We start from the raw sequence: 19,961 nt of genomic DNA, 5'->3' as shown, positions 1-19,961 counted from the left end.
CCGGTCGAGTGTAGACGGCTGCTGCGCGGGGCCCCCGTTGCTCCGGGGCGACTCCTTCCCGCTGCTCGGGCGTTCACACCGGAAATCTGCCCGGCCGAACGACGGCGGCCGGGAGCGACGGTGTCCACCGTGCCGCTCCCGGCCGCCGTTCGGTTCACCGGCCGGCTCAGCCCGCCTTCGGCTCCAGCCGCAGCGAGATGCTGTTGATGCAGTACCGCTGGTCGGTCGGGGTCGGGTAGCCCTCACCCTGGAAGACGTGTCCGAGGTGCGAACCGCACCGGGCGCAGCGCACCTCGGTGCGCACCATCCCGTGGGAGCGGTCCTCGATCAGCTCGACCGCGTCGGTGTCCTTCGGGTCGTAGAAGGACGGCCAGCCGCAGTGCGACTCGAACTTGGTCGTGGAGGTGAACAGCTCCGCACCGCAGGCGCGGCAGGAGTAGACGCCCTCGGTCTTGGTGTCGGTGTACTCACCGGTGAAGGCCGGCTCCGTGGCGGCCTCGCGCAGCACGGCGTACTCGGCCGGGGCCAGCTCCGCCCGCCACTGCTCGTCCGGCTTCTCGACGTCGTACGACATGAGTCCTCAGCCCCTTACTTCGACTTACTTCGACAGCTCGTCCAGGATGCGCGGTCCGAGGTCCGTGACGTCGCCCGCGCCCATGGTGAGAACGAGATCACCGGCCTTCGCCATTCCCGCGACCAGCGCGGGCGCGGCGCCCTTGTCGTGGACCGGTGTGACGTCCCCGCCCGCCGCGCGGGCCGCCTCGATGATCAGCTCGCTGGTGACGCCGGGGATCGGGTCCTCGCGGGCCGGGTAGATGTCGAGGACGACCGAGGCGTCGGCGAGGTTCAGCGCCTGGCCCATCTCCTTGCCCAGCTCCTGGGTGCGGGAGAAGAGGTGCGGCTGGAAGAGCACCAGGATGCGGGCGTCACCCACCGCGGCACGCATGGCCTCCAGGTCGGCGGTCATCTCGGTGGGGTGGTGCGCGTAGGAGTCGACGACCTGGACGCCGGCCGCCTCGCCCTTGAGCTGGAGGCGCCGCTTGACGCCCGTGTAGGCGGCCAGCGCGGGGGCCAGCTCGGCGGCGGGGATGCCGAGGGCGGCACCGGCCGCGAGGGCGGCGACGGCGTTGTGGGCGTAGTGGCGGCCGGGGACGGAGACGGCGAAGGTCAGCTCGGCGCCGTCGACGACGACGGTGACCTCGCTCTTGAGGCCCTGCGGGACGACGGACAGGATGCGCACGTCGGCGTCCTCGGACTCCCCGTACGTCACCGTCCGCACCGAACCGGCCAGCCTGCGCGTCAGCTCCCGGGCGCCCTCGTGGTCGGCCGCGATCACCAGGGTGCCGCCGGGGACGATCTTCGCGGCGAAGGTCTCGAAGGACTCGTAGATCTCGTCCATCGACGCGTAGTTGGCGTGGTGGTCCAGCTCGACGTTGAGGACGATGGCGACCTCGGGGGCGTACTTGTGGAAGCTGCGGTCGCTTTCGTCCGCCTCGGCGACGAAGATCTCCCCGGCGCCGTGCAGGGCGTTGGAGCCGGGCGCGTCCAGGTCGCCGCCGATCGCGTACGAGGGGTCGAGGCCCAGCTCGGACAGGGAGACCGCCAGCATCGAGGTGGTGGTGGTCTTGCCGTGGGTGCCGGCCACGGCGATCGGGCGCAGGCCGTTCATCAGGGCGGCGAGGGCGTCCGAGCGGTGCACGACCGGGATGGCCAGCTCGGCGGCGCGGACCAGCTCCGGGTTGTCCTCGCGGATCGCCGAGGACACCACCACGCAGCTCGCGTCGTCGGCGAGGTGCTCCGCCGCGTGCCCGATGTGCACCGTGGCGCCCAGGGCGCGCAGGGCGTCGGCGGTCGCGGACTCCTTGGCGTCGCTGCCCGCCACCTCGGCGCCGCGCTGGGCGAGGATCTTGGCGATGCCCGACATTCCGGCGCCGCCGATGCCGATGAAGTGCGGTCGGTCCATGGCGGTGGGAAGGCCGGGTGCCATGCGCTGTTCTCCCAGGGTGATCCGTCGGTGGGCGCGCCCCCTGGGCGGGGGCGCGGCACCAGCCTATGCCTTGCTGTGCGAGAAGAGCTTCAGGACCGGCACGCCGACCCTGTGCCGGGCCCGGGAGGCCCAGTCACGGTGGAAGAACTCCTCCACGTAGTGCGGGTCGGTCAGGACGATCACCTCGTCGGCCGCGATCTCCATGACCAGGGCCTTCAGCTCGTCCAGCGGGTGGTCCTCGATGAGCCGCCCCTCGGCCTGGGCGCCGGACGCGCGCAGGGCGGTGAGGGACACCTCCAGGGCCCGCTCCCCCACGCTCTGCGCCTCCCGGCCCTCCGGGGTCTCCCCCTCGCGTACGGCGTCGTCGAGCTCGCCGAGGGCGACGTCGTCGATGGCCCGCAGCAGGCGGTCCGCCTGATCGCCGCGCGGCTGGAGCAGCACGTGGAAGCCGACCTGCTCGTCCCCGTGCAAGGTGGTGACGAACTCCACGTCGGCGGACGTCAGGGCCTTCTCGATCATCAAAACGCTTGTGAACACCAGGCGCCCCTTCTCCTTCGAGGGCCCGTGGGCCCACCCTCCGTAGGCCGTACCAGACCCTGCGGAAACCATCCTGCCCCGTGATCGCACGGGTACTGCCGGAATCAGTGTGCCCGGCGCGAGCTAAACGGAACGGGAGATTCCGCTGATTACCGGAAGTGCGGTAACGACCGAACCCCTGTCCGGTCGCCGCCGCCCGCCCGGGCCGGGATGTGCCTAGTCGCGCCGGTACCGGCTGAAGAGGAAACCTTCCTCCTCCAGGAGGGACACCAGTGCGAACCGCTGCGGGACCTCGACCGCCGGTCCGCCCGCGATCCGCTGCGCGTCCCCCGCGGTCAGCATCGGGGAGACGGTCAGGCACAGCTCGTCGAGCACGCCGGCCGTGACGAACTGACCCAGCAGCCGGGGACCGCCCTCGGTCAGCAGCCGGGTGTGGCCCAGCTCCGCGAGCGCCCCGACGGCACGGGCCGGGTCCACCCCGACGCCGTCGCCGGCGATCACCACCCGGGCCCCGGCCTTCTCGGCGGCCGCGATCCGGTCCGGGGCCGCGGCGGCTCCGGTCAGGATCAGGGTGGGCACGAGCGGGGAGGTGAACAGCGGCAGGGAGAAGTCCAGCTCCAGGCTCGCGCTGACCACCGCGATCGCCGGCACGGGGGCCTGGCCGGCCGACCGCCGCGCCTCGGCGAAGTCCGCCCGCGCGCGTGCCGGGCGGTACCCCTCCTGCCGTACGGTCTCGGCACCGGCGACCACCACGTCCGCCAGGGCGCGCAGGGTGCCGAAGACGCGCATGTCGGCCGCGCTGGAGATGGGCTGGGAGCGGCCGTCGTGCTGGGCGGCACCGTCGAGGGTGGAGACCATGTTGGCCCGCAGCCACGTCCGCCGGCGCCCGTCCGGCTCGGGGTACGCGTAGGCGGCGGCCAGCTCGGCCGGGCTCCACTCCCGGTCGGCCTCGGAGCCGCCCGGGCCGACGGCCGGATCGGTCGCGGGGGGTACGGGGGGCACGGGGAGCAGGCGTCGCATGGGGTGCAGTGTTCCACGGCTCCGACGACCCAACCGCACAGGCCGGGACCCCGCCGACCGGGCCCGCGAACGCCCCGGGGAGTCCGTCCCGCGACCGCCCGGGCCCGGGCGCTGCACCCAGGGCCGCGGACCGGTGACGGCAGGGCTCCCCGGGGCAGGCCCTACCATTGAGTACCGTGTCGTCCTCCTCCCCCGCCTCCGTCCCCGCCCCGATAACCGGGACGGCTCCGGCCACGGTTTCCCTGTGCGCCCGTGAGCCCCGTGTCCCCGCGGACCGCCTGGTCGCCGAGATGGTGCCTCCGCCCCGTTTCGACTCCGTCCGCTTCGGCACGTACATCCCGGACCCGAACCAGCCCAGCCAGAGCGAGGCCGTCCGGGTCCTGGAGGACTTCGCGGGCGGGCTGGGCGAGGCGCCCGGGGCGGCGACCGGCAGGCGCGGCTTCTTCGGGCTCGGCCGCGGCAAGGCTCCGAAGGCCCCCGCCGGCCCCCGCGGCGTCTATCTCGACGGCGGCTACGGCGTCGGCAAGACCCATCTGCTGGCCTCCCTGTGGCACGCCACCCCGGCGGAGCCGTCCCGCAAGGCCTTCGGCACCTTCGTGGAGCTGACCAACCTGGTCGGCGCCCTCGGCTTCCAGCAGACCGTGCAGACCCTCTCCGGTCACCGCCTGCTGTGCATCGACGAGTTCGAGCTGGACGACCCGGGCGACACCGTCCTGGTCTCCAGCCTGCTCGCCCGGCTCGTGGAGGCCGGCGTGGCACTCGCCGCCACCTCCAACACGCTGCCCGGCAAGCTCGGCGAGGGCCGGTTCGCGGCGGCCGACTTCCTGCGCGAGATCCAGGGCCTGTCCGCCCACTTCCGCGCCCTGCGCATCGACGGCGAGGACTACCGCCACCGCGGTCTGCCCGAGGCCCCCGCGCCGTACTCCGACGAGCAGGTGACCCGTGCGGCGCGGGCCACCGAGGGTGCCTCCCTGGACGACTTCCCCGCCCTCCTCGACCACCTCGCCCGCGTCCACCCCAGCCGCTACGGTGCGCTGACCGACGGCCTGACGGCCGTGTGCCTCACCGGCGTGCGTCCGGTGCCGGACCAGTCGACGGCGCTGCGGCTCGTGGTGCTCGCGGACCGGCTCTACGACCGCGAGGTGCCCGTCCTGGCCTCCGGACTGCCCTTCGACCGGCTGTTCAGCGAGGAGATGCTGAAGGGCGGCTACCGCAAGAAGTACTTCCGGGCGATCTCCCGGCTCACCGCGCTGGCCCGGGACGCCGGGCGCCTGGTCGACACGCCCTGAGAGGCAGTCGGTTCCCGCCAACCCACCCGCCATTTTGAGGCTCTCTCCGGCACGTAACGCCTCGTTAACCCTGCAAAGCCCTTTGCAGGGTTAACGTGTTTCTTGACCGCGCATTGACCATGCTTTTGCCGGGCATTGACCTGTTCCCCGGCATGCACCAGCGGCAGGAACTACCTGGAGGGGGGCCGCGTGTACCGACGTACGGCGGCCCGGGCCGTGGTCGCGATCCTCACCCCCGTACTGTTCGCGCTCCAGTTCTTCGCTCCCACCGCATCCTTCGCATCCGCGCATACAAGCGGTGATGCCGTGGCCCACGCCCGCCCCGGAACCATCCCCTCCGGCACGGCGTCGCACGACGAGAGCGTCACCTGCCGCGAGGGCGGCCGCCCGGGCGGGCCGACCACCGAACCGCGCGTCCGCGACCGCCACCGCACCACCGCCGCACCGCAGTCCGGCAGCCCTCGCCACCCGCTGGCGCGGCAGGCCGCCCCGGCGGCGCCCGACACAGTCAGGGCCGGCCGTACCACCGAGCACCGGCCGAGATCCACGACGGACCACGCCCCCGCGGCACTCCAGGTCTTCCGCTGCTGACGGACCTGACGGACCACCGGCACAACCCCCACATCTGCCCCACCCGTCCGACGCGCACCCCACCGCGCGCCAGGAGGAAAACCGCATCATGCAGCCCCTCATCGACAACGCCCGTACGTTCGGACAGCGCCCTGAGGAGTTCGCCGGGCACGCCGAAGGCCAGTCGCCCGAAGTCCTGTTCATCACCTGCTCCGACTCCCGGGTCGTACCGGCCCTGATCACCGGCGCCCGCCCCGGCCAGCTCTTCGAGCTGCGCACCGCCGGCAACATCGTCCCGCCCTACGCCTCCGAGCGTCCCTCCGGCGAGACGGCCACCGTCGAGTACGCCGTCGAGGTCCTCGGCGTCGGCGACATCGTGGTCTGCGGCCACTCGCACTGCGGCGCCGTCGGCGCGCTGGTGCGCGGCGACGACCTGACCGCCGTACCCGCCGTGCGCGACTGGCTGGCGCACGCGGCGGACGAACCGGAGCCCTGCGATCCCGCCGATCCGACGGTCGCCGGGGCCGTGCAGCACCACGTGCTGGCGCAGCTGCTGCGCCTGCGCTCCTACCCCTGTGTCGAGAAGCGGCTGGCGGACGGCCGGCTGCGGCTGCACGGCTGGTACTACGAGGTCCACACCGGCCGCGTGCGCGCGCACCGCGCGGACACCGACGCGTTCGAGACCCTGTGATGGCCGGCATGTCCCTCATAGCCGGCCGGAACCGGAGGTTCCCGCACTGGCGGCAGGACCTCACCGCATCCCTCGTCGTGTTCCTGGTCGCGCTCCCGCTGTGCGTGGGCGTGGCCGTCGCCTCCGGGGTCCCGGCCGAACTCGGCCTGGTCACCGGCATCGTGGGCGGCCTGGTCACCGGATTCCTGCCGGGCAGCAGCCTGCAGGTCTCCGGGCCGGCCGCCGGGCTGACCGTGCTGGTCTTCGGCGCGGTCGACCAGTACGGACTGCCCGCGCTCGGCGTGATCGTGCTCGCCACCGGGATCGTCCAGCTCGTGATGGGCGCCCTGAAGCTGGGGCGCTGGTTCCGGGCGATCTCCCTGTCGGTCGTCGAGGGCATGCTGGCCGGCATCGGCCTGGTGCTCATCGCGGGCCAGCTCTACTCGGCCGCCGGTCTCCAGGCCCCCGCCTCCGGCATCGACAAGCTCACCGGGCTGCCCGGGGCCGCCGCCGACGCGCTGGGCAGCTCCGGGGCGCTGACCTCGCTCGCCCTGGGCGCGGGCACCGTCGCGGTGATGGTCCTGTGGAAGCGGCTGCCGCAGCGGGCGCGGACCGTGCCGGGGGCGCTGGCCGCGGTCGGTCTGGCCACGGCCGTCACGGCGGCGTTCGGACTGTCGGTCGCGACCGTCCAGGTGAGCGGCCTGCTGGACGTGATCCAGCCGCCCGGCGCCGACGCCTTCGGCGAGCTGGCGAGCGTGGGCCTGCTCGGCACGATCGTCGCCTTCACGCTGATCGCCTCGGCGGAGAGCCTGTTCAGCGCCGCGGCGGTGGACCGGCTGCACGACGGGCCGCGCACCGAGTACGACAAGGAGCTGATGGCGCAGGGCGCGGGCAACACCGTGTGCGGTGTGCTCGGCGCGCTGCCGATGACCGCGGTCATCGTGCGCAGCTCCGCGAACGTCGCCGCGGGGGCCCGCACCAAGGCGTCCCGTGTGCTGCACGGCGTGTGGCTGCTGCTGTTCGCGGCGCTGCTGCCGTCCGTGCTGGGCCTGATCCCGCTGCCCGCGCTGGCGGGCATCCTGGTGCACGCGGGCTGGAAGCTGATCCCGTTCCGCAGCATCCTGCCGCTGTGGCGCGACCACCGGGGCGAGGCGCTGATCCTGGTGGTCACGGCCGTCTCGATCGTCGCGGTCAACATGTTCGAGGGCGTACTGATCGGTCTGGCCCTGTCCGTGGTCAAGACCGCCTGGGAGGCTTCGCACCTCAAGCTGGAGATCGTCGACAAGGGCGCGGGCCCCGTCCAGGCGCATCTGACCGGCAACGCGACCTTCCTGCGGCTCCCGAAGATCCTGGAGGGACTGGAGGCGCTGCCGCAGGACCGCCCGGTCGAGCTGGACCTGTCCGGGCTGCACCACCTGGACCACGCCTGCCGCACGGCCCTGGAGAACTGGGCCGAACGGCACAGCGCCACCGGCACGGACCCGGTGAAGGTCACGGAACCGCAGAAGGCCGGCGTGTAGCAGGCCGGGGTGTAGCACGCCGGCGTGTAGCAGGCCGGGTGCGGCATACCGGCGCACAGCGGGAGGCCCGCCGCCGGGTCCCGGGCATGGCCCTGGACCCGGCGGCGGGCCTATCGTGACAGAAAGGGTGAAAAACCGTCCTCCGAGTGAGGAGGTCGCCATGGTCCAGGAGCTTCTGACCGCGGCCGCGGCCGTCGGCAGCGCGGGCGTCCTCTACGTCGCCGCGGCGGCGCGGGTCGTCCGGCAGTACGAACGCGGGGTGGTCTTCCGGCTCGGACGACTCGCGGGCGAGGTGCGCGGTCCCGGGTTCACGATGATCGTGCCGTTCGTGGACCGGCTGCACAAGGTGAACCTGCAGATCGTCACGCTGCCCGTGCCCGCGCAGGAGGGCATCACCCGCGACAACGTCACGGTGCGGGTGGACGCGGTGGTGTACTTCAAGGTCGTCGACGCGGCCAACGCGCTGGTCCGGGTCGAGGACTACCGGTTCGCCGTCTCGCAGATGGCGCAGACCTCGCTGCGCTCCATCATCGGCAAGAGCGACCTGGACGACCTGCTGTCCGACCGGGAGAAGCTGAACCAGGGTCTCGAGCTGATGATCGACAGCCCCGCGGTCGGCTGGGGCGTGCAGATCGACCGGGTCGAGATCAAGGACGTCTCGCTGCCGGACACCATGAAGCGCTCGATGGCCCGGCAGGCCGAGGCCGACCGGGAGCGGCGCGCCCGGGTGATCAACGCGGACGCCGAACTGCAGGCGTCGAAGGTGCTCGCGGAGGCGGCCCGGCAGATGTCCGAGACGCCGGCGGCCCTGCAACTGCGGCTGCTCCAGACGGTCGTGGCGGTCGCCGCCGAGAAGAACTCCACCCTGGTGCTGCCCTTCCCGGTGGAGCTGCTGCGGTTCCTGGAGAAGGCGCAGGAGCACCCGGAGCAGCCGGTCGGGCGGTGACACGAGCTACGCGCGTGGTTCCCGGGACTCCTGGCAGGTGATAGACACGGCGGGTCACAGTCCTGTCCGCCAGCAGGAAGGTCACCGTCATGTCCGCAACCCGCCGCCAGGTGCTCGCCCGTACCGGAGCCCTGGGCGCAGGCATCGCCTTCACCGGCGCCCTCTCCGAACTCTTCGCCGGCACCGCGGCCGCCCAGTCCCTGGGCCGCACGGGCTACGGCCCCCTGGTCCCCGACCCCGACGGCCTGCTGGACCTGCCCCGGGGCTTCCGCTACCGGGTGCTGTCCCGCGAGGGCGACCGGCTGCGCTCCGGGGAGGGCCCGGTGCCGTCCAACCACGACGGCATGTCCGCCTTCCCCGGGCGTTCCTCCGGCAGACACGGCCGCACCACCCACCTGGTCCGCAACCACGAGAACCGCGCCGACGGCCGCGTCCCCGTCCCCACCGTCGAGGGTCTGACGTACGACCCGGAGGGCAAGGGCGGCTGTACGGCGCTGGAGCTGGACTCCCGCAACCACGTCCTGTCCGAGCGGGTCGCCATCGCCGGTACGGCGGTCAACTGCGCGGGCGGGCCGACGCCCTGGCACACCTGGCTGACCTGCGAGGAGACCGAGGACCGGGCGGGGACCAACGGCTACACCAAGGACCACGGCTTCATCTTCGAGGTCGACCCGGTCGACCCGCACCGCACCGGCGCGGTGCCGCTGACCGCGATGGGCCGCTTCCAGCACGAGGCGATCGCCGTGGACCCGCGGCGCGGGGTCGTCTACGAGACGGAGGACGCCTTCGACCGGCCGTTCGGCCTCTTCTACCGGTTCCTGCCCGAGAAGCCGCTGGGCGGCCGGGGCTCCCTGCGGGCGGGCGGCAGGCTCCAGGCGATGCGCGTGCCAGGCGTGCCCGACCTGTCCTCGATCCAGGAGACGGGCGCCACCTTCGACCGCATCGAGTGGGTGGACGTCCCCGACCCGCTGGCCGACGGGACACCGATCCGCTTCCAGGACTTCGGCCGGGGCGGCATCACCCACGCCCAGAAGCTGGAGGGCTGCTACTGGGGCGGGCGGAGCGTGTACTTCGTGTCGTCCTTCGCCCACAGCGACGAGGGCTCCGCCGCCGACCACTACGGCCAGATCTGGCGCTACGACCCCGAGCGGCGCCGGCTCACCCTGGTGATCGTCTTCGGCCCGGACACCGACGTGCAGCTGCCCGGCGAGTCCCCGGACAACATCTGCCTGGCGCCCAGCGGCGGCCTCATGGTCTGCGAGGACGGCAACGGCGCGCAGCACGTCTTCGGCGTGACCCGGCGCGGCGAGGTGTACGCCATGGCCCGGGGCGCGCAGAACATCGGCACCGAGGAGGAGCCCGAGTGGGGTGAGTTCGCCGGCGTCACCTTCTCCCCGGACGGCGACACCATGTTCGTCAACTGCTACACGCCCGGCACCACCTTCGCCGTGACGGGTCCCTGGCGCGGGTAGCGGCCGGGTTGCAGGCGGGGCGCAGCGTCCGGTCACTGAAGCCGCGGCCACGGGGTACCCGGGCCGCATGACTCAGAACGTGCAGGTCAACGGCTCGTACTGGCTTCAGACGGCACCGGGCGGTGCGCCCCGTCCCGCGCTCGCCGAGGATCTCGACGTCGATGTCGCCGTGATCGGCGCGGGTGTCGCCGGGCTCAGTACGGCCTGGGAGCTGACCCGGACCGGGCGGAGCGTGGCGGTGCTGGAGGCCGGGCGGGTCGCCGCCGGTGTCACCGGGTACACCAGCGCCAAGCTGACCGTCCAGCACACCCTGGTCTACGACAGGCTGCGCCGCACCCGCGGCCCCGAGGGCGCCCGCCTGTACGCCCGCTCGCAGTCCGAGGCGATCGAGCGCGCCGCCGGGATCGTCGCGGAGCTGGGCATCGACTGCGACTGGGAGACGCGCGACGCGTACACGTACGTCCGCGACCCCGGCCGCGTGGACGAGGTGCGGGCGGAGGCGACGGCCGCGAAGGAGGCCGGGCTGCCGGCGTCGTTCGTGACGGAGACCGGGCTGCCGTTCCCGGTGGCAGGCGCCGTGAAGGTGACCGGGCAGGCCCAGTTCCACCCCCTGAAGTACCTGCTGGCCCTCGCCGCGGACCTGGAGGCGCACGGTGGGCGGATCTTCGAGGGCACCACCGTCCAGGGCCTGGACGAGGGCGAGCCGTGCCGGGTGCGGACCGAAGCGGGGGCGACGGTCACCGCCCGGGACGTCGTGGTCGCCACGCACTACCCGATCTTCGACCGGGCGCTGCTCTTCGCCCGTCTCTCCCCGCGCCGCGAGCTGGTCGTCGCCGGGGCGATCGAGGCGGACCGCGACGTCGACGGCATGTACATCACGCCGGAGGAGAACACCCGCTCGGTGCGTACGGCGCCCCTGGACGAGCCGGGCCGTCGGCTGCTCCTCGTCACCGGGGAGCACTTCACGCCGGGCACGGGCGACACCCGAGAGCGCTTCGAGCGGCTGGCCGCCTGGGCGGACGAGCACTTCCCCGGCGTCGAGCGCACCCACGCCTGGGCCACGCAGGACATCGACCCGACCGACACCGTGCCGATGGCGGGCCCGCTGCACCCGGGCGCGCACCACACCTACGTCGCCACCGGCTTCGGCGGCTGGGGACTGAGCGGCGGCATGATGGCGGGCCGGCTGCTCACCGCGCAGATCGCCGGCGAGGAGTGCGCCTGGAGCGGGCTGTACGACCCGCGCCGGCTGCGCACGGCGGTGCGTGAGGCGCCCGCGCTGCTCAAGACGCAGGCCGAGGTGGCCCGGCACTTCGTCGGCGACCGGCTGCGGCCCGCGCCGCCGGTGGACGCGCTGCCGCCGGGCGAGGGCGCGGTGGTCCGGGCGGGCGGCGACCGGCTCGCGGTCTACCGGGACGAGGAGGGCGCGCTGCACGCCGTCTCGCCGCGCTGCACCCACCTGGGCTGCCTGGTCGACTTCAACGCGGCCGAGCGCGCCTGGGAGTGCCCCTGCCACGGCTCCCGTTTCGCCACGGACGGCACGGTGCTGGAGGGCCCGGCGACCAAGCCGCTGGAGCAGCGGGACATCTGACACCGGCTGGACCGGGCGGGTGAGAGTGGCGGCACGTCGACGGACGTAGTCATACAAACCGAACATCCCACTCCTACGTTCGTACGGTGATCCCTCTCGTACGACACGCCGCCGCGCTCTGTGTCCTGGGCGCCGCCCTCACCGCCTGCGGAACCACCGGGACCGAGGTGGCCCCCCGCCCGGCACCCTCGGCTCCCGCCCCGTCCCCGTCCGCCTCCCGGACGCCCACGCCCACCCTCGCCCCCGGCCCCGCGGGCCTGACCCCCGTCTTCGAGCACGGCCCGCGCACGGGCGGCACGAAGGGCGGCGCGAAGGACGGCAAGCTGGTCGCCCTCACCTTCGACGCCGACATGACCGCCGACCAGGGGCCACGGGCGGCGTCGGGCGAGCGGTTCGACAACCCGGGGCTGATCGCGGCGCTGCGGGAGCTGAAGGTGCCGGCCACGGTGTTCATGACCGGCCGCTGGGCCGAGGAGTACCCGGACGAGGCCCGCTCCATCGGCCGGGACCCGCGGTTCGAGATCGCCAACCACTCCTACAGCCACTACGCCTACACCGACGACTGCTACGGCCTGCCCACCGTCTCCGCGGACCGCATGCGCTCGGACCTGGAGCGGGCGTACACCGCCTTCGAGAAGGCCGGGGTGGCGCATCCGATGCCGTACTTCCGCTTCCCCGGCGGCTGTTACGACAAGGCGGCCCTCGAGGAGCTGTCGGCCACCGGGGTCACCGCCGTGCAGTGGGACGTGGTGAGCGGGGACGCCTTCGCCACGGACGCCGACGCGGTGACCCGGCAGGTGCTCGACGGGGTACGGCCGGGTTCGGTCGTCGTCATGCACTGCACGCGCAGCGCCGCCCCGGTGACCGAGAAGGTGGTGCGGGCGGTGGTGCCGGAGCTGCGCCGCCAGGGGTACCGCTTCGCGAAGGTCTCGGAACTGATCGGCGCCGCGAACGGGCACGCCTGACGTCCTACGCTGGAGACATGGACAGCGACCACGGCCAGGACCCGAACGGCGCGGACGGCACCGGCTGCGAGCCCGGCGGCTACTGCCTGATCGACGCGCCCCGGCCGCCGAAGGCCGACGGCCCGCCGTACGCCGAGTGCGTGCAGTGCCGGGAGCCCACGGAGTACCCGGAGTCGTACAGGGGCATCACGCTCTGCCCGGTCTGCGAGTGGCAGGAGGCGCAGCGCACCGCCTGCTCAGGCTGAAGGTCTGCGCGAGCTGAGCACACAGGCCGCGGCGACCGCGACCACGGCGACGACCACCGCCCCGGCCAGCGGCAGCAGGGGCAGCGGGACCGCGCCCGACTTCGACCCGGCGACCAGGTCGCCGACCGCCGCCCGCGCCGGGGACCCCGACGCCACCAGCGCCAGCAGGGCCGCCAGCAGCAGGGCGGGGACCGCACGTCCGGGCGAGCGCAGCACCGGCCAGGCGGTGAGCGCGCCGACGGCGGTGCCGAGCAGGGCGCACACCAGGGCGGCGAGCAGCCCGGCACCGGCCGCCGGGAGCGGGGGCACGCGCGTGGCGCGACCGGTGCTGACGGGGTCGCTGACCAGCGTCACGACGACGGTCGCCGCCGCGCCCAGGACCACCGCGGCGGCCAGCGCCACGAGCACGGGGGCCAGGTGGGCCCGCGCCGGACCGCGCGCCGCCGACACGCATCCCCGCGCGGCGGGCGGCTCGGACGTGACGCAGATCCGCACCAGCCAGGCCGCGACCGGCAGCAGCACGGCCGCCGCCCAGCCCAGCGAGTCGAGCACCGGCTGCCCGCCCTGCACCCCGATGCCGAGCGCGGCGGCGTACAGGACGACGGGCGGCAGCCAGCGCTGGGAACGCAGCAGGAGCGCGGTCTGGTAGCGCAGCAGAGCGGTCATCGGCGGTCCTCCGGGGCGTGCACGCCCACCACGTGCCAGGGCGGCCGGGCGGTCAGCAGGGTGCGCAGCAGGACGTCGGAGTGCGAGGCGGGGACGGTGAGCGTGTGGCAGCCGGGGCCGGACTCCTCCGCCGACGCGGCCGTTCGGCGCACGTCGCCGGGCAGTGCGGCACCGGGCGGACCCTGGACCCGTACGACCACCCGGGGCCCGGACGGCATCGGTTCCGGTTCCAGTCCGGTACGGCGGTGCAGGGTGCCGTCGCGCACGACGTACACAGCGTCGCTCGCCCCGGCCAGGCGGCCCGGATCGTGGTCGACGAAGACCACGGTCCCGCCGTCCGCCGTCCGTTCGGCCACCGCCCGTTCCAGCTCCGCCCGCGCCTCGGCGTCGAGCCCCGTCCATGCCTCGTCGAGCACCAGCAGCTCCGGCTCGGCGAGCAGCGCCTGCGCCACCGCCACCTTCTGGCTGCTGCCCTTGGACAGCCTGGTCAGCGGGGTGTCCGCGTACCCCGCGGCGCCCAGCCGCTCCAGCCACTGCCCCGCGGCACGGGCCGCCGTCCGGCGGGAGAGCCCGTGGACGGTGCCGAGGTGGGTGAGGTACCGCGCGGCGGTGAAGGGCAGGGCGGGCGGGAAGCGTTCGGGGACGTAGGCCGTGCGCGGACGGCCGGTGACGCGGCCCTCGGTGGGCGCGTCGATCCCGGCGAGCAGGCGCAGCAGCGTCGACTTGCCGGTGCCGTTGGCACCCTCGACGCGGACGAGGGTGCCGGGCTCCACCGCCAGATCGACCCCGCGCAGCACCCAGGGGCCGCGCAGGGCGTAGCGGCGTCCCACGCCGTCCAGCCGTAGCTCGCGTCGCATGGGGCCATACTCTCCCAGGCGCGCGGGTTGGCAGACTGGAGGACGTGAGCAACGACCCGACGACACCCGTCCCCGCGCCCGTTCCCGTCTCCGACAGCCCCTTCCGCCCCGAGCCCGGGGACCGCGACCTCGCGCCGCAGTTCGTGCTGCCCCTGGTGGTGCGCATCGAGCGGGCGGCGCCGCCGCCCCGTACCGACGCGCTGGAGACCGCGGCCCGGGCGGTGCTGGTGATGCTCGGCGACGAGCGGTCGACCGGCGACGGCGCGTGGGCGCGGGCCATGCGGGACTGGCAGGACGCCCGCATCCGCAAGGTCGTGCGGCGGGCCCGCGGCGCGGAGTGGCGGCGGGCCGAGGCCCTGCCCGGCATCACCGTCACCGGCAAGACCGCCGAGGTGCGGGTCTTCCCGCCCGTCCCCCTGGACGGCTGGCCCAAGGACCTGGCCCGCCTCCAGGTGTCCGGCACCGACCTCGACGACCCCGAGCCGCCGGCCGACGCCGACCCCGCCGCGCCGGTGCTCTGGCTGAACCCGGACCTGGACATGTCGGCGGGCAAGGCGATGGCCCAGGCGGGCCACGGTGCGCAGCTCGCCTGGTGGGAGCTGTCCGACGGGGAGCGGGCGGCGTGGCGCGACGCGGGCTTCCCGCTGTCGGTGCGCACCGCGGACCCGGCCCGCTGGACCGGCCTCACCACGGGCGGCCTGCCGGTGGTGCGCGACGCCGGGTTCACGGAGATCGCGCCGGGCTCGTGCACGGTGGTGGCGGACCACCCGGCGCTGCGGCGGGCGCGCCCGTAGTCGCGGGGGCGAACCAGCAGGGGCCCGGAGTGGCCCGCGAACCTCAAATGTTCCTCTGAAGGCGCCCTGAGCGGGGTTCGGGCCCGGTCGCGCGGGCGATACCCCGGTCATGACGACGCGGAGGGAGGGATCGGCCATGCGACGACTGGGCACCGGCATCGGATGGCGGCCGGAGATCGCGGACGCCGTCGAGGAGATGCCCGGCATCGACTGGGTCGAGGCCGTGTCCGAGAACCTGTGTCCCGGGCACCTGCCGGACTCGCTGCTGCGGCTGCGCGAGCGCGGCGTGACCGTCGTGCCGCACGGGGTCTCGCTCGGGCTCGGCGGGGCGGACCGGCCGGACGCCGGGCGGCTGGCGGCGCTGGCCGAGCGGGCGGAGGTCCTGGGGTCGCCGCTGGTCACCGAGCACATCGCGTTCGTGCGGGCGGGCGGGGCGCTCACCGCCTCGCCCCTCATGGAGGCGGGTCACCTGCTGCCCGTCCCCCGCACCCGGGACGCCCTCGACGTGCTGTGCGAGAACGTGCGCATCGCCCAGGACGCGCTGCCCGTGCCGCTCGCCGTGGAGAACATCGCCGCGCTGGTCTCCTGGCCGGACGAGGAGCTGACGGAGGGGCAGTTCCTGTACGAGCTGGCCGACCGGACCGGGGTGCGGCTGCTGATCGACGTGGCGAACCTGCACACCAACCACGTGAACCTGGGTGAGGACCCGGCCCGGGCGCTCGGCGAACTGCCCCTGGAGGCCATCGCCTACGTCCACGTCGCGGGCGGCTTCGAGCGGGACGGCGTGTGGCACGACAGCCACGCCCACCCCGTTCCGCGGCCGGTGCTCCACATCCTGACCGACCTCGCCTCTCGCGTCGCGCCGCCGGGCGTGCTGCTGGAACGGGACGAGAACTTCCCCGAAGGCGACGAGTTGCACGGCGAGGTGGAGGCGATCCGCGTGGCCCTCGACAAGGGGCGGGCCGCGCGTAAGGCGACCGGCGGGCTAGGGACGGCCCCGCGCGTCTCGCGTACCCCTGCCCCTGCCCCTGTCGGCGCCGACGACGCCGTGCGGCAGCGGCTCGGGCTGGCTCAGGCCGCGCTGCTGTCCGCGCTGGTCGCGGGGACGCCTGTGCCCGAGGGGTTCGACCGGGTGCGGCTGGGGGTGCAGGCGCGGGCGCTGGCCGGGAAGCGGGCCGACGTGGTCGGGAAGGTCGCGCCCGAGCTGCCGGTGATCCTGGGTGCGCGGTATCGGCCCGCCTTCCTCGCCTACGCGCAGGACCGTCCGATGACCGGCGGCTACCGGCGGGACGCCCTCGACTTCGTCGCACACGTGCTGCGGACGGCGCCGGAGGAGGGCGAGGACCCGGGTGTGCGGCGGGAGTTGCGGGAGTGGTGGCTGGAGCGGTCGGGACCGGTGCCGCGGTCGACGCGTCCCGGGGCCCGTCTGGCCCGTGCGACCAGGCGTGTTCTGCTGCGCCGCTGAACCGGGGCGACCCCGGGGGACATCACCAAACGGAACGTCACATACCCACAACACTGCGTCCCGAAATGTGAACAGGCCATGGCGCCGGCGAAAGCCCTTGGCATAGAAGTACGGCATGTTCTGGGTCCTTTTCCTCCTGTCGGCCTGGGCCGTCGCCGGTCTCGCGTGTCTGCGGTTGTGCCTGGCCGCCGTGCGCGCGGCGGCCGTCGAACCGCACGCCGCCGTCGGTGAGCACACGCTGACGTTGTACGAGGCGGCGTTCCTGTCCGGCGGTCCGCGGCGGGTGGCCGACCTGACGCTGGTCTCGATGGCGCGCCAGCGTCGGCTGCTGCTCGCGCACACCGGCTGGGCGACCGTCGTCGACCCCTGCGGCCGGGACGACATGGAGCGGTCGGTCATAGGGGCGATAGGGCCCGGCGGGCAGTCGCGGATAGCGCCGGTACGGGCCGCCGCGGCCGCCGCCGACGCGGTACGGAGCCTGGCCGACCGGCTGGTCGGGGCGGGTCTCGCCGTGCCCGACGGCGGCGCCGGCGGGGTCGCGGCCGGGGTGCGGCGGGTGCGGGTCGCCGCGGTGACCGTGTGTGCGCTCGGCCTGGTGGCGCTCGCACTGCCGCTGCCCGCCACCGAGCCGCGTCTGCTCATCGCCCTCTGGTTCGCGCTGCCGCTCGCCCTGACGCTCGGGTGCCTCGCCATCACGCGCATGGAGATCCACCCGTACGCGCGCTGGGCCTCCCCCGCCGGGCAGCGGCTGGTCGGCGCGCTCGTGCGGCAGGCCGACGGGACGGCGGACGACCGGACCTTCCTCACCTCGGTCGCCGTGCGCGGCGTGCACGCGATCGGGGAACCGGACCTGCGTGCGGCCTTCGCCCACCGCGAGAAGTACGCCGGGGACCACTGGGAGCGCCGGGCCTGACGCGGCCCCGGGGGCGCACGGAGGCACTCGGCGGCGACACCCGCGGGCGGTGCTTGCCCCGCCCGGCCGGTGCCCCAAACATCCCTTGTGTCACTCCCCGTGCCACCGAAGGGATACGCGATGCGAGCTGCCGCCCTCTACTCGGCCGCCGGGTCCTTGCTGCTGACCACCCTCGCCGCCGCCCCGGCTCAGTCGGTGCCCCCGGCCGGACCTGGGTCCGCCGAGGCGCACGGCACCGCCGTGGCCGCCCGGCGCGCGGCGGCGGCCGGGATCGAGTTCGGCAGGTGCCCGAAGGCGGAGGACCTGCCGGGCGGCATGCGCTGCGGCACCGTGTCCGTGCCGCTGGACTACGCCCACCCCGACGGGAAGCGAATCGAGCTGACCGTCAGCCGGATGCGGGCCACCCACGAGGACCCGGAGGACGCCGGGCGCGAGGTCCCCGGCCGGGGCGCCCTCCTCTACAACCCGGGCGGCCCCGGCGCCTCCGGGCTGTACTTCCCGCTGGTGGGCATGGTGCCCGAGTGGAAGCGCATCGCCGCCGCCTACGACCTCGTCGGCTACGCCCCGCGCGGGGTCGCGCCCTCCGCGCCCCTGTCCTGCCAGGACCCCGGGGACTTCTTCAAGGGGCCGCGGCCGGCGCCGACGCAGCCCTCGGAGGCGTACAAGAAGGAGCGCGCCGCCGAGGCCGAGGCGTACGCCCGCGACTGCGCGGCACGGGGCGGGGACGCGCTGAGGCACTACCACTCCCTCAACAACGCCCGTGACCTGGAGGTCGTCCGCGCCGCGCTGGGCGAGCGGCGGCTCACGTTCATGGGCGCGTCGTACGGCACCTACCTCGGCGCGCTGTACGCCGAGCTGTTCCCCTCGCACGTACGGCGGATGGTGTTCGACGCGGTGGTGAATCCGGCCCCGGAGCAGGTCTGGTACCGCAACAACCTGGACCAGTCGGAGGCGTTCGAGGACCGCTGGGACGACTTCAAGGAGTGGGTCGCGGGGCACGATGCCGTGTACGGGCTCGGGGACACGGCGAGGGAGGTCCAGGACGCCTACGAGGAGGCGAGCGCGCGGCTGGCCGCCCGGCCGGCGGGCGGGACGGTGGGGCCCGCGCAGTTGCAGGGGGCGTTCCTGAAGGCCGGGTACTACGACGACTACTGGCCGCACCGCGCAGAGGCGCTGTCGGCCTATCTGAAGGACGACCCGCAGCCGCTGATCGACCAGGCGGGCACGCGCACCGCTGAGGGCGCGGCCGGGGCGGAGAACTCCAACGCCGTGTACACGGCCGTCGAGTGCAACGACGCGCCCTGGCCGACCGACTTCGAGGTCTGGGACCGGGACAACACCCGGCTGGCCCGCCGGGCGCCGTTCGAGACCTGGGACAACGTGTGGACGAACCTGCCGTGCGCCTACTGGCGGGCGCCGCGGCAGCAGCCCCTGGACGTGCGCACCGCGCCGGGGGAGCTGCCGCCGACGCTGGTCCTGGCCGCCGAGCGGGACGCGGCGACGCCGTACGAGGGGGCGCTGGAGCTGCGGCGGCGGCTGGCCGGCTCGGTGCTGGTGACCGAGCGGGACGCCGGGACGCACGGCATCGCGGGCGGCCCGAACGACTGCGTCAACGGCCACCTGGAGGCGTACCTGCTGGAGGACCGCCTCCCGGCGCGGGACACGTCGTGCGCCCCGCGCCCGGAACCGAAGCCGAGGCAGGCCGCGGCACCGAAGGGATGACTAGGCCAGCCCTGCGACCAGCTCGCCGATGTCCTTGCGCCGCCCCGTGAAGAACGGGATCTCCTCGCGGACGTGGCGGCGGGCCTCGGAGCCGCGCAGGTGGCGCATGAGGTCGACGATGCGGTGCAGTTCGTCGGCCTCGAAGGCGAGGATCCACTCGTAGTCGCCCAGCGAGAAGGAGGCGACCGTGTTGGCGCGCACGTCCGGGTAGCCGCGGGCCATCTTGCCGTGGTCGGCGAGCATGCGGCGGCGGTCCTCGTCGGGCAGCAGGTACCAGTCGTAGGAGCGCACGAACGGGTAGACGCTGATGTAGTTGCGCGGCGTCTCGTCGGCCAGGAAGGCCGGGATGTGCGAACGGTTGAACTCGGCGGGGCGGTGCAGCGCCATGTTCGACCAGACCGGCTCCAGCGCACGGCCGAGCTTGGTGCGGCGGAAGAGGTTGTACGCCTCCTGGAGCTGGTCGGCGGTCTCGGCGTGCCACCAGATCATCAGGTCGGCGTCCGCGCGCAGCCCGGACAGGTCGTAGGTGCCGCGGATCGTCACGTCCTTCGCGGCGAGCTGGTCGAACAGCTCCTGGACCTCGTCGGCGTACCCGGCGCGGTCCTCGGGGAGGGTGTCCTTGAGCTTGAAGACGGACCAGAGGGTGTAGCGGATGACCTCGTTGAGGTCCTTGGCCAGCTTGCCCTTGTTCGGGATCCGCTCGGCGGCGGGGGTGGAGGCGTCGTCACTCAT

Annotated in this window: 20 protein-coding genes; 13 read left to right on the top strand and 7 right to left on the bottom strand. The window is 74.0% G+C overall.

Annotation, left to right across the window (positions count from 1 at the left end; genetic code table 11):
• Positions 1–166: 166 nt before the first annotated feature.
• The 4 genes from msrB to IE258_RS26010 form a co-directional block, all read right to left on the bottom strand.
• Complete coding sequence (msrB, locus tag IE258_RS26025; RefSeq protein ID WP_052837422.1) at positions 167–574, bottom strand: peptide-methionine (R)-S-oxide reductase MsrB; 408 nt, start codon at positions 572–574, stop codon at positions 167–169.
• Between the two features lie 24 nt (positions 575–598).
• Entirely contained in the window at positions 599–1,987 is a 1,389-nt protein-coding gene (gene murC / locus IE258_RS26020; RefSeq protein ID WP_189747284.1) for a UDP-N-acetylmuramate--L-alanine ligase, read from the bottom strand.
• Between the two features lie 63 nt (positions 1,988–2,050).
• Positions 2,051–2,524, bottom strand: coding sequence for an indole-3-glycerol phosphate synthase (locus IE258_RS26015; protein WP_189747282.1), 474 nt, complete (start codon positions 2,522–2,524; stop codon positions 2,051–2,053).
• 216 nt (positions 2,525–2,740) lie between these two features.
• Positions 2,741–3,544 (bottom strand): pyrimidine reductase family protein, encoded by an 804-nt coding sequence (locus IE258_RS26010; protein ID WP_189747280.1) that lies wholly within the window; start codon positions 3,542–3,544, stop codon positions 2,741–2,743.
• A 176-nt stretch (positions 3,545–3,720) separates the two neighbouring features.
• Here IE258_RS26010 and zapE point away from each other — a divergent pair, with 176 nt between their 5' ends.
• The 9 genes from zapE to IE258_RS25965 all read left to right on the top strand — a co-directional run bounded on the left by zapE (position 3,721) and on the right by IE258_RS25965 (position 12,812).
• A complete protein-coding gene (zapE, locus tag IE258_RS26005; protein ID WP_189747277.1) occupies positions 3,721–4,833 on the top strand; it encodes a cell division protein ZapE in 1,113 nt (370 codons plus the stop codon).
• Between the two features lie 189 nt (positions 4,834–5,022).
• Positions 5,023–5,424 (top strand): hypothetical protein, encoded by a 402-nt coding sequence (locus IE258_RS26000; protein WP_189747275.1) that lies wholly within the window; start codon positions 5,023–5,025, stop codon positions 5,422–5,424.
• An 88-nt stretch (positions 5,425–5,512) separates the two neighbouring features.
• Positions 5,513–6,094, top strand: a complete 582-nt coding sequence (locus IE258_RS25995) for a carbonic anhydrase (RefSeq protein WP_159328216.1) — start codon at positions 5,513–5,515, stop codon at positions 6,092–6,094.
• 8 nt (positions 6,095–6,102) lie between these two features.
• Positions 6,103–7,593 carry a SulP family inorganic anion transporter gene (locus IE258_RS25990; protein WP_189747273.1) on the top strand — a complete coding sequence of 497 codons (1,491 nt, stop codon included), beginning with the start codon at positions 6,103–6,105 and terminating at the stop codon, positions 7,591–7,593.
• A 160-nt stretch (positions 7,594–7,753) separates the two neighbouring features.
• Positions 7,754–8,539 (top strand): slipin family protein, encoded by a 786-nt coding sequence (locus tag IE258_RS25985; protein WP_087806620.1) that lies wholly within the window; start codon positions 7,754–7,756, stop codon positions 8,537–8,539.
• A gap of 89 nt (positions 8,540–8,628) precedes the next feature.
• The gene (locus tag IE258_RS25980) at positions 8,629–10,011 is read left to right on the top strand and encodes a PhoX family protein (RefSeq protein WP_189747271.1); all 1,383 of its coding nucleotides are present in this window, start codon (positions 8,629–8,631) and stop codon (positions 10,009–10,011) included.
• 67 nt (positions 10,012–10,078) lie between these two features.
• A complete protein-coding gene (locus IE258_RS25975) occupies positions 10,079–11,602 on the top strand; it encodes an FAD-dependent oxidoreductase (protein WP_189747269.1) in 1,524 nt (507 codons plus the stop codon).
• 86 nt (positions 11,603–11,688) lie between these two features.
• A complete protein-coding gene (locus tag IE258_RS25970; protein ID WP_189747267.1) occupies positions 11,689–12,567 on the top strand; it encodes a polysaccharide deacetylase family protein in 879 nt (292 codons plus the stop codon).
• A 17-nt stretch (positions 12,568–12,584) separates the two neighbouring features.
• Positions 12,585–12,812, top strand: a complete 228-nt coding sequence (locus IE258_RS25965) for a hypothetical protein (protein WP_189747657.1) — start codon at positions 12,585–12,587, stop codon at positions 12,810–12,812.
• On the opposite strand, the gene IE258_RS25960 is transcribed toward IE258_RS25965, so the two are convergent.
• Both IE258_RS25960 and IE258_RS25955 read right to left on the bottom strand, forming a co-directional pair.
• Positions 12,804–13,478, bottom strand: coding sequence for an ABC transporter (locus IE258_RS25960; RefSeq protein ID WP_189747265.1), 675 nt, complete (start codon positions 13,476–13,478; stop codon positions 12,804–12,806). The genes IE258_RS25965 and IE258_RS25960 overlap by 9 nt on opposite strands.
• Entirely contained in the window at positions 13,475–14,335 is an 861-nt protein-coding gene (locus tag IE258_RS25955) for an ATP-binding cassette domain-containing protein (RefSeq protein WP_189747263.1), read from the bottom strand. The genes IE258_RS25960 and IE258_RS25955 overlap by 4 nt, the downstream gene beginning before the upstream one ends.
• A gap of 44 nt (positions 14,336–14,379) precedes the next feature.
• Here IE258_RS25955 and IE258_RS25950 point away from each other — a divergent pair, with 44 nt between their 5' ends.
• From IE258_RS25950 to IE258_RS25935, 4 genes are all read left to right on the top strand, one after another.
• Entirely contained in the window at positions 14,380–15,129 is a 750-nt protein-coding gene (locus IE258_RS25950) for a peptidyl-tRNA hydrolase (RefSeq protein ID WP_189747262.1), read from the top strand.
• Between the two features lie 136 nt (positions 15,130–15,265).
• Entirely contained in the window at positions 15,266–16,594 is a 1,329-nt protein-coding gene (locus IE258_RS25945; protein ID WP_189747259.1) for an MbnB/TglH/ChrH family RiPP precursor modification enzyme, read from the top strand.
• 115 nt (positions 16,595–16,709) lie between these two features.
• Positions 16,710–17,507, top strand: coding sequence for a TIGR04222 domain-containing membrane protein (locus IE258_RS25940; RefSeq protein ID WP_189747257.1), 798 nt, complete (start codon positions 16,710–16,712; stop codon positions 17,505–17,507).
• Between the two features lie 120 nt (positions 17,508–17,627).
• A complete protein-coding gene (locus tag IE258_RS25935) occupies positions 17,628–19,229 on the top strand; it encodes an alpha/beta hydrolase (RefSeq protein WP_189747255.1) in 1,602 nt (533 codons plus the stop codon).
• On the opposite strand, the gene hemQ is transcribed toward IE258_RS25935, so the two are convergent.
• Positions 19,230–19,961, bottom strand: coding sequence for a hydrogen peroxide-dependent heme synthase (gene hemQ, locus IE258_RS25930; RefSeq protein ID WP_030404097.1), 732 nt, complete (start codon positions 19,959–19,961; stop codon positions 19,230–19,232).

The organism is Streptomyces tendae (assembly GCF_014650435.1).
Lineage (GTDB): Bacteria > Actinomycetota > Actinomycetes > Streptomycetales > Streptomycetaceae > Streptomyces > Streptomyces tendae.
Note: the sequence above shows the minus strand (reverse complement) of the source record. Positions and strands in the feature narration are given on the sequence as shown.

Excerpts from the sequence above, each read along its gene's own strand:
- hemQ (WP_030404097.1), bottom strand. The coding sequence starts at position 19,961 with ATGAGTGACGACGCCTCCACCCCCGCCGCCGAGCGGATCCCGAACAAG.
- IE258_RS25955 (WP_189747263.1), bottom strand. The coding sequence starts at position 14,335 with ATGCGACGCGAGCTACGGCTGGACGGCGTGGGACGCCGCTACGCCCTG.
- IE258_RS25995 (WP_159328216.1), top strand. The coding sequence starts at position 5,513 with ATGCAGCCCCTCATCGACAACGCCCGTACGTTCGGACAGCGCCCTGAG.
- IE258_RS25980 (WP_189747271.1), top strand. The coding sequence starts at position 8,629 with ATGTCCGCAACCCGCCGCCAGGTGCTCGCCCGTACCGGAGCCCTGGGC.
- IE258_RS25990 (WP_189747273.1), top strand. The coding sequence starts at position 6,103 with ATGTCCCTCATAGCCGGCCGGAACCGGAGGTTCCCGCACTGGCGGCAG.
- IE258_RS25985 (WP_087806620.1), top strand. The coding sequence starts at position 7,754 with ATGGTCCAGGAGCTTCTGACCGCGGCCGCGGCCGTCGGCAGCGCGGGC.
- IE258_RS25975 (WP_189747269.1), top strand. The coding sequence starts at position 10,079 with ATGACTCAGAACGTGCAGGTCAACGGCTCGTACTGGCTTCAGACGGCA.
- IE258_RS25960 (WP_189747265.1), bottom strand. The coding sequence starts at position 13,478 with ATGACCGCTCTGCTGCGCTACCAGACCGCGCTCCTGCTGCGTTCCCAG.
- IE258_RS25945 (WP_189747259.1), top strand. The coding sequence starts at position 15,266 with ATGCGACGACTGGGCACCGGCATCGGATGGCGGCCGGAGATCGCGGAC.
- msrB (WP_052837422.1), bottom strand. The coding sequence starts at position 574 with ATGTCGTACGACGTCGAGAAGCCGGACGAGCAGTGGCGGGCGGAGCTG.
- IE258_RS25935 (WP_189747255.1), top strand. The coding sequence starts at position 17,628 with ATGCGAGCTGCCGCCCTCTACTCGGCCGCCGGGTCCTTGCTGCTGACC.
- murC (WP_189747284.1), bottom strand. The coding sequence starts at position 1,987 with ATGGCACCCGGCCTTCCCACCGCCATGGACCGACCGCACTTCATCGGC.
- IE258_RS25940 (WP_189747257.1), top strand. The coding sequence starts at position 16,710 with ATGTTCTGGGTCCTTTTCCTCCTGTCGGCCTGGGCCGTCGCCGGTCTC.
- IE258_RS25965 (WP_189747657.1), top strand. The coding sequence starts at position 12,585 with ATGGACAGCGACCACGGCCAGGACCCGAACGGCGCGGACGGCACCGGC.
- IE258_RS26010 (WP_189747280.1), bottom strand. The coding sequence starts at position 3,544 with ATGCGACGCCTGCTCCCCGTGCCCCCCGTACCCCCCGCGACCGATCCG.